At 49.4% G+C, this 5,873-nt stretch carries 8 protein-coding genes; 2 read left to right on the top strand and 6 right to left on the bottom strand.

What is annotated here, in order from left to right:
* The 4 genes from ABYW01_RS12180 to rpoE form a co-directional block, all read right to left on the bottom strand.
* Nucleotides 1-540, bottom strand: a 540-nt coding sequence (locus tag ABYW01_RS12180) for a trypsin-like peptidase domain-containing protein (protein ID WP_372833024.1), incomplete at its 3' end; no start/stop codon positions are given.
* Nucleotides 541-580: 40 nt separating this feature from the next.
* On the bottom strand, nt 581-1,015 hold the full coding sequence (locus ABYW01_RS12185) for a SoxR reducing system RseC family protein (protein ID WP_372833014.1): 435 nt from the start codon (nt 1,013-1,015) through the stop codon (nt 581-583).
* A gap of 3 nt (nt 1,016-1,018) precedes the next feature.
* Nucleotides 1,019-1,864 carry a MucB/RseB C-terminal domain-containing protein gene (locus ABYW01_RS12190; protein ID WP_372833015.1) on the bottom strand — a complete coding sequence of 282 codons (846 nt, stop codon included), beginning with the start codon at nt 1,862-1,864 and terminating at the stop codon, nt 1,019-1,021.
* A 40-nt stretch (nt 1,865-1,904) separates the two neighbouring features.
* Entirely contained in the window at nt 1,905-2,492 is a 588-nt protein-coding gene (rpoE, locus tag ABYW01_RS12195; protein ID WP_193954857.1) for an RNA polymerase sigma factor RpoE, read from the bottom strand.
* A gap of 270 nt (nt 2,493-2,762) precedes the next feature.
* Between rpoE and nadB the strand changes: the two genes are divergently transcribed.
* A complete protein-coding gene (gene nadB, locus ABYW01_RS12200) occupies nt 2,763-4,358 on the top strand; it encodes an L-aspartate oxidase (RefSeq protein WP_372833017.1) in 1,596 nt (531 codons plus the stop codon).
* 7 nt (nt 4,359-4,365) lie between these two features.
* On the opposite strand, the gene ABYW01_RS12205 is transcribed toward nadB, so the two are convergent.
* Together ABYW01_RS12205 and ABYW01_RS12210 are read right to left on the bottom strand one after the other, a co-directional pair.
* Nucleotides 4,366-4,815, bottom strand: coding sequence for a protein YgfX (locus ABYW01_RS12205; RefSeq protein WP_372833019.1), 450 nt, complete (start codon nt 4,813-4,815; stop codon nt 4,366-4,368).
* Nucleotides 4,799-5,053: a succinate dehydrogenase assembly factor 2 gene (locus ABYW01_RS12210; RefSeq protein ID WP_372833020.1), complete on the bottom strand. Its 255-nt coding sequence runs from the start codon at nt 5,051-5,053 to the stop codon at nt 4,799-4,801. Before ABYW01_RS12210 ends, ABYW01_RS12205 begins: the two co-directional genes overlap by 17 nt.
* 262 nt (nt 5,054-5,315) lie before the next feature.
* On the opposite strand from ABYW01_RS12210, the gene ABYW01_RS12215 reads away from it, so the two are divergent.
* Complete coding sequence (locus ABYW01_RS12215) at nt 5,316-5,477, top strand: hypothetical protein (RefSeq protein WP_372833022.1); 162 nt, start codon at nt 5,316-5,318, stop codon at nt 5,475-5,477.
* Nucleotides 5,478-5,873: the final 396 nt, after the last annotated feature.

Here is a 5,873-nt window from a genome sequence, read left to right on the forward strand (position 1 = left end):
CACACTGTGATCAAAACCAAACGGTGAACCGATAGCAAGTACCCACTCACCAACCTCGATCTTGTCAGAATTGCCCAACCGGACTGTTGGCAAATGGTCAGCGTCTATTTTCAACAGCGCGATATCTGCACGTTTATCAGAGCCAACCACTTCTGCTTCCAATTCACGTCGGTCAGACAAACGCACAATAACTTTATCCGCCCCATCCACCACATGGTGATTGGTCAGAATATAGCCATCATCACTTATGATAAAACCCGATCCCAGTGACTGTGGAATTTTACGTCTTGGCCCTTTATCCATGTCAGGCATCTGGAAGAAATGCCGGAAAATTTCGGGAATCTCTTCACCGTTAGGCCCACGGAACTGACCTAACGGCCCCTGTCCACTTTCAGCCGCGGCTTGAACTGTGCTGATATTCACCACTGCAGGTGACGTATCTTTTACCAGATCCTTGAAGTCAGGCAAACTGGCGGCCTGCGCCAGCGATGTCCAGATCAAAGTAACAAATGAGATCAGAAAAATGCGAGTAGAATGCATCATAACGATGACCTTTCCTTAACAAATAACAGAGGCAGGTTCAGACAACTTTCAGTAATACCGGATGGTATTTGCAGGACGTCATATACGTCCGGCTGATATAACGAACCGCTACCAGCCCAACAGTTAGTCCCAACAATCCACACCCGATAACTACCGGCTCCCCCAGAGAGAGAGAACCGGCAATGGCGGCACCGGCAAACAGCGCCAGCAAAGGAAGAAGGTATAGCAACAATGAGATTCGCATAAACGCGTTCTCACCGATGCCAATAACAACATTATCATCAGCCGCAACATGCAACTGGTTTGGGTTATCCACACAGATGACCGAACGCTTCCCTTGCCCAACAGATGCCAGCAATGACTGACCACATCCACTGCGGGCACTGCAGGATCCGCAGGCACTCATCTTGATTGTTTCAACCCAGACGCCATCGCTGTCAACGTCAACGACGCGCCCTGATTCTTCGAGCATAAATTACAGCCGTTTCGGTGATACAGACGACGCTATTCGTTCAGCGATCATCAGTGGCACATCGCCAACAACAGTGACAAAGTGACTGTCCATACGTTTTGCCACTGCAACCATGGTATCTGACTGCGCTACACCTTGTGGCACAGACTGACGACCCAACCGTTCTACACAGACAGAGAACGAGTTCCGACCATCGGAAAACACCATCACTTCCGCATCCGGCATCACCTCGTGACGCACATTGCTAAAACCTTTTGGCAACCATTCGGCGTTCCATAGGGGCTTCTGTGAAGTCAGTAAATGCTTATGCTGATTAATGTATCGAGATAATCCTTGTGATAAACGGATCACTTCCGGTTCCGTCGTTTCGCGATTGCTGCTCAACGAGACATGACTGCCCAACTGCGCTCGCACATAGTTGCCTGAGTTTACCGCCCCCGGCAATACATAATCAGGCCGGTTATCAGCCAGCTGTGCAGGTGCAGTTTGACCAAAATTCTGTGCGCCAAAAATTACTGCTGCAGTTACCGATGCAGCCACTGCCATACTGGTCAATGGCTTCCAGAACAACTCATGTGTTCTGGAGGTTTTCTGTTCAGTTGTGGTCGCAGGTACTTCCGGTACCAGTGGTTCTTCTTCATTAAGCGCTGCCATGACAGAACTGCTGAGATCAATCTCAGTTGCAGTGACCGTTTCGCCTCTCATTGCGGAGCGTGCGATATGGTATCTGCGCCAGCGTTCAGAAGCCTCGGAATCCTCAGCAACCTTATCCAGCGTGCGCCTTAACTCAAAGTCTGCCACCTCACCGTCCATCAATGCGGACACTGATTCGATGGATCGATCAGTCATAAACCCTACCTCAAACGTTCCCAGTCTCTACCCCAAAAACCTACATTGCCATTAACGGCACGATCTCCTTATCTATTGCCTCCCGGGCGCGGAAGATACGAGATCTTACCGTTCCCACAGGGCAGTCCATTACGCTGGCGATATCCTCATAGCTGAGTCCCTCAAACTCACGCAGAGTTAACGCCACACGCAGATCCTCCGGCAGCCGATCCAACGCCTTTTTTACAACGCGTTCCAGCTCGTCACGATAAAGCTGATTTTCGGGATTCTCGATATCCTTTAAATCATTCGCGCCTTCAAAGTGATGTGCATCTTCAACAGCGACGTCCACGTCAGGTGGGCGGCGACCTTTTGCAACCAGATGATTTTTCGCCGTATTGATTGCTATGCGGTACAACCAGGTATAAAACGCACTGTCTCCACGAAACTTCGGCAATGCCCGGTAAGCTTTAATAAACGCTTCCTGAGCAACATCCAAGGCTTCGTGCTGGTCATACACATAACGACCGATCAGCCCTACAATCTTGTGCTGATACTTTTTCACCAATAGGTCGAAAGCTCTCTTATCACCGGCCTGCACACGGGCAACAAGCTGTTGATCTATTTCTGCCTGGCTTTCGTTCGACACTCTCGGTCCTTATCTCTGTTAATATTTCCTTGTTGAGGCTAAATGTAGCCTGTTATCCCGACTACAGATACTTAAAGTATTTTTTACCTACTACTTCATTGCAACCTCATATCCACAGAGTGTTCCGAACTACACTCTATGAACACCTTAAAAAAGGTTAGTTCCCAATGCCGTAAAAAAAATTGAAATTGAGGGAAAATCCCCAATTATCAAAGATTCAGGCATAATTGAAACCAAAGTATTAGTTACGATAAAGGAAGCTCACAGAGCATGGCAATTACTCACCAATACGACGTACTTATTATTGGCAGCGGCGCTGCAGGTCTAACCCTTGCGTTACACCTCGCCCCTGAGATGAAAATTGCCGTTCTGAGTAAAGGCGACCTTAAAAGTGGCTCAACCTGGCTTGCCCAAGGTGGTATTGCCGCAGTACTTGACGATCAAGACTGTGAGCAGCAACACAGCGAAGATACGATGATCGCAGGCTCTTGGTTAAGTCACCCGGATGCAGTGGATTTTACTGTACAACATGGACGTGAGTGCATCGAGTGGCTGGTTGATCAAGGCGTCCCTTTTACCAAAGCTGACGGCGAGCATCACCTGACTAAAGAGGGTGGCCATTCCCATCGTCGCATCATTCACGCAGCAGATGCGACCGGCAAGGCGATGCAACGCACACTCATCGAAAAAGCGATGGCGGCTGAAAACATCAGTCTTTTCGAACACTATACTGCCGTTGATCTTGTGACCCGAACCAAACTCCGTCTGGCAGACAACCGCTGTATCGGTGCTTATGCTCTTAACTGCAAAAGCGGGCACGTCGAGGTCTTTAATGCCCAGAATGTCGTGCTCGCAACCGGCGGTGCTTCAAAAAGCTATCTTTATACAAGCAATTCCGATGGTTCGACCGGTGATGGTATTGCGATGGCCTGGCGTGCAGGTTGCCGAGTTGCCAATATGGAATTTAACCAGTTTCATCCGACCTGTTTGTACCACCCTCAAGCCAAGTCTTTTCTGATTACCGAAGCGGTACGCGGTGAAGGTGGAAAACTACTGTTACCTGATGGCACCCGCTTTATGGATCGTTTTGATCCGCGCGAAGAACTGGCACCCCGTGACATCGTAGCCCGGGCAATCGACCATGAAATGAAGCGTCTGGGAGCAGACTGTCTTTTTCTCGATATTTCGCACAAACCCGCTGACTTTATTCGCTCCCACTTTCCAACCATCTACAAGCGCTGTATGAAATTGGGTATCGATATCACAGAGGAACCGATCCCTGTCGTACCTGCGGCTCACTACACCTGTGGTGGCGTAATGACCGATGCAACAGGCATGACTGATCTTCCGGGGCTGTATGCCATTGGAGAGACCGCCTTCACCGGACTCCACGGCGCCAATCGACTCGCGAGTAACTCATTGCTGGAGTGCTTGGTATATGCACGTTCTGCCGCCATTCACATCGGTGAAACATTTTCAAACACTGGGGAACAGGTCCATATTCCGGATTGGGATGAGAGCCAGGTAACCGACTCGGACGAAGACGTTATTATCTCCCATAACTGGGACGAGCTACGTCGTTTTATGTGGGACTATGTTGGTATCGTCCGGACCAATAAACGCCTGCAGAGAGCCAAACACCGTGTAGACCTGCTGCTTCTGGAGATCAGTGAGTACTACAGCAACTATAAAATCGGTAAAGACCTGCTTGAACTCCGAAATCTGGCGATGGTAGCAGACCTAATCATCCGCTCAGCAATGCTGCGTCAGGAAAGTCGCGGCCTTAACTATACACTCGATTACCCGGATGAAGCGCCTGAAGCCCGCGATACTATCCTCACACCGGTGAACTTTCAGTGGCGCTAGGCGCTGCTCACGTTCCATCAGGGGCTTTTACATAAGCCCCATGCAACGCAAGCACTCTCAAGCGTCTAAAATCAGCCTCTGTCAATCCATCGAACATCACCACTAAAGATTGTGGCAAAAGATAACCTTCTGTCTTCAAGCGCAATACTACCGCATAGGGCAGAACCACAGCGCTATATACTTTATCCACAACCAACCAACGCTCACCGCGACGGATAGAGATCTCCTGCCGATCCGCATTCCATCTAAGCTTATTGATTCGATCACAATAGCTACTCGAGCCATATCTGTAGAAATTCAACGCAAATGAAAACAGCGTTAACAGTACCAGCGTCAATCGGACAAACTGTTCTAATTGGGTGAGGCAGAGGCTCATTAAGACAAGAGTATGGCTCCCCAATATCAGATATATCAGAGAGCGCGAGGGAGTGAGGTTAAACTCAGTGGGGCTGAACACGATCCAGAATAATACGAACGATACGTTGAATATCTGGGTCAGCAGGAACTTCCCGCTCCATCAGCCAGAGAAACAAATCCTGATCTTCACATTCTAGCAGCTTAACAAAACGCTCCTGATCATCGGACGCTAAGTCACGAAAGGCTTCTTTTACGAACGGCACAAACAGCACGTCCAGTTCAAGCATGCCTCGACGACTTTGCCACGCCAAACGACGAATATCTTCTTCGCTATACATTTACACTAACCTTCCAACATCAGCAGTTACATCAAAGGTCGATCCAGATACACAATGCCAATAGATACGACATCAGTAAATGACGATTGTCATACCAATACAGATAAACCTTTGTCACGCATCGCAGGGCGCAGTTTACCAGATTTTCCAATCATTGTTGTTCCTGACAGCGAATTGATAAACGGGACTTCGCTAGAGATGCCAAGTATTCCTTCGGGATTCTCCAAATAACGGATGCATGACGCAAGAACGTTATACACAGATGACATTTCAGGCTTATCCACACCCCCTCTTCTACATCAGCGCATGCGAGACCGAGCCGTTCACGCTGCGTGAAAACTACCCTACCACCGTTGTAATCGATTCAGCCGAGGTGGCAGCAACTCAGAAGATCGTATTCGACACCTTGTGGGGCCTGTTGTAACCGATCGATAGTTGGTCATCAGGCCTGTAGGGTCGTCTTTAGGCGACCCACGCTTCGAAGAAGCGTGGACAGTGCTTGTGCCTTATCGGGCTCGCTAGTCAGGTGAGTATCAGACGGCACGCTGGCGCCTGCCGGGTTGCCTGAAGACAACCCTACAGTGTCGTAAGGTGAGGAGGTTCGATGTCAGTCTGAGGCTACTGGGGCATCATTGATCAGGCAAGGATATCGCATGTACTGGAGGTCGCCGTGATCGATCTTCGGCCCACAACGAAAAAACCCCAGCTGCATCGCAACTGGGGTTCTCTCTCATACCACTAGGGTACTAATTAGGTGCTTGGCAATGACCTACTCTCACATGGGGAAGCCCCACACTACCATCGGCGCTAAGGCGTTTCA

It is taken from the genome of Pontibacterium sp., assembly GCF_041587635.1.
Classification (GTDB): Bacteria; Pseudomonadota; Gammaproteobacteria; order Pseudomonadales; family Balneatricaceae; genus Pontibacterium.

Bases quoted from the DNA above. Each gene is read 5' to 3' on its own strand.
- ABYW01_RS12210 (WP_372833020.1), bottom strand. From the start codon at position 5,053: ATGTATAGCGAAGAAGATATTCGTCGTTTGGCGTGGCAAAGTCGTCGA.
- ABYW01_RS12215 (WP_372833022.1), top strand. From the start codon at position 5,316: ATGACATTTCAGGCTTATCCACACCCCCTCTTCTACATCAGCGCATGC.
- nadB (WP_372833017.1), top strand. From the start codon at position 2,763: ATGGCAATTACTCACCAATACGACGTACTTATTATTGGCAGCGGCGCT.
- ABYW01_RS12185 (WP_372833014.1), bottom strand. From the start codon at position 1,015: ATGCTCGAAGAATCAGGGCGCGTCGTTGACGTTGACAGCGATGGCGTC.
- ABYW01_RS12190 (WP_372833015.1), bottom strand. From the start codon at position 1,864: ATGACTGATCGATCCATCGAATCAGTGTCCGCATTGATGGACGGTGAG.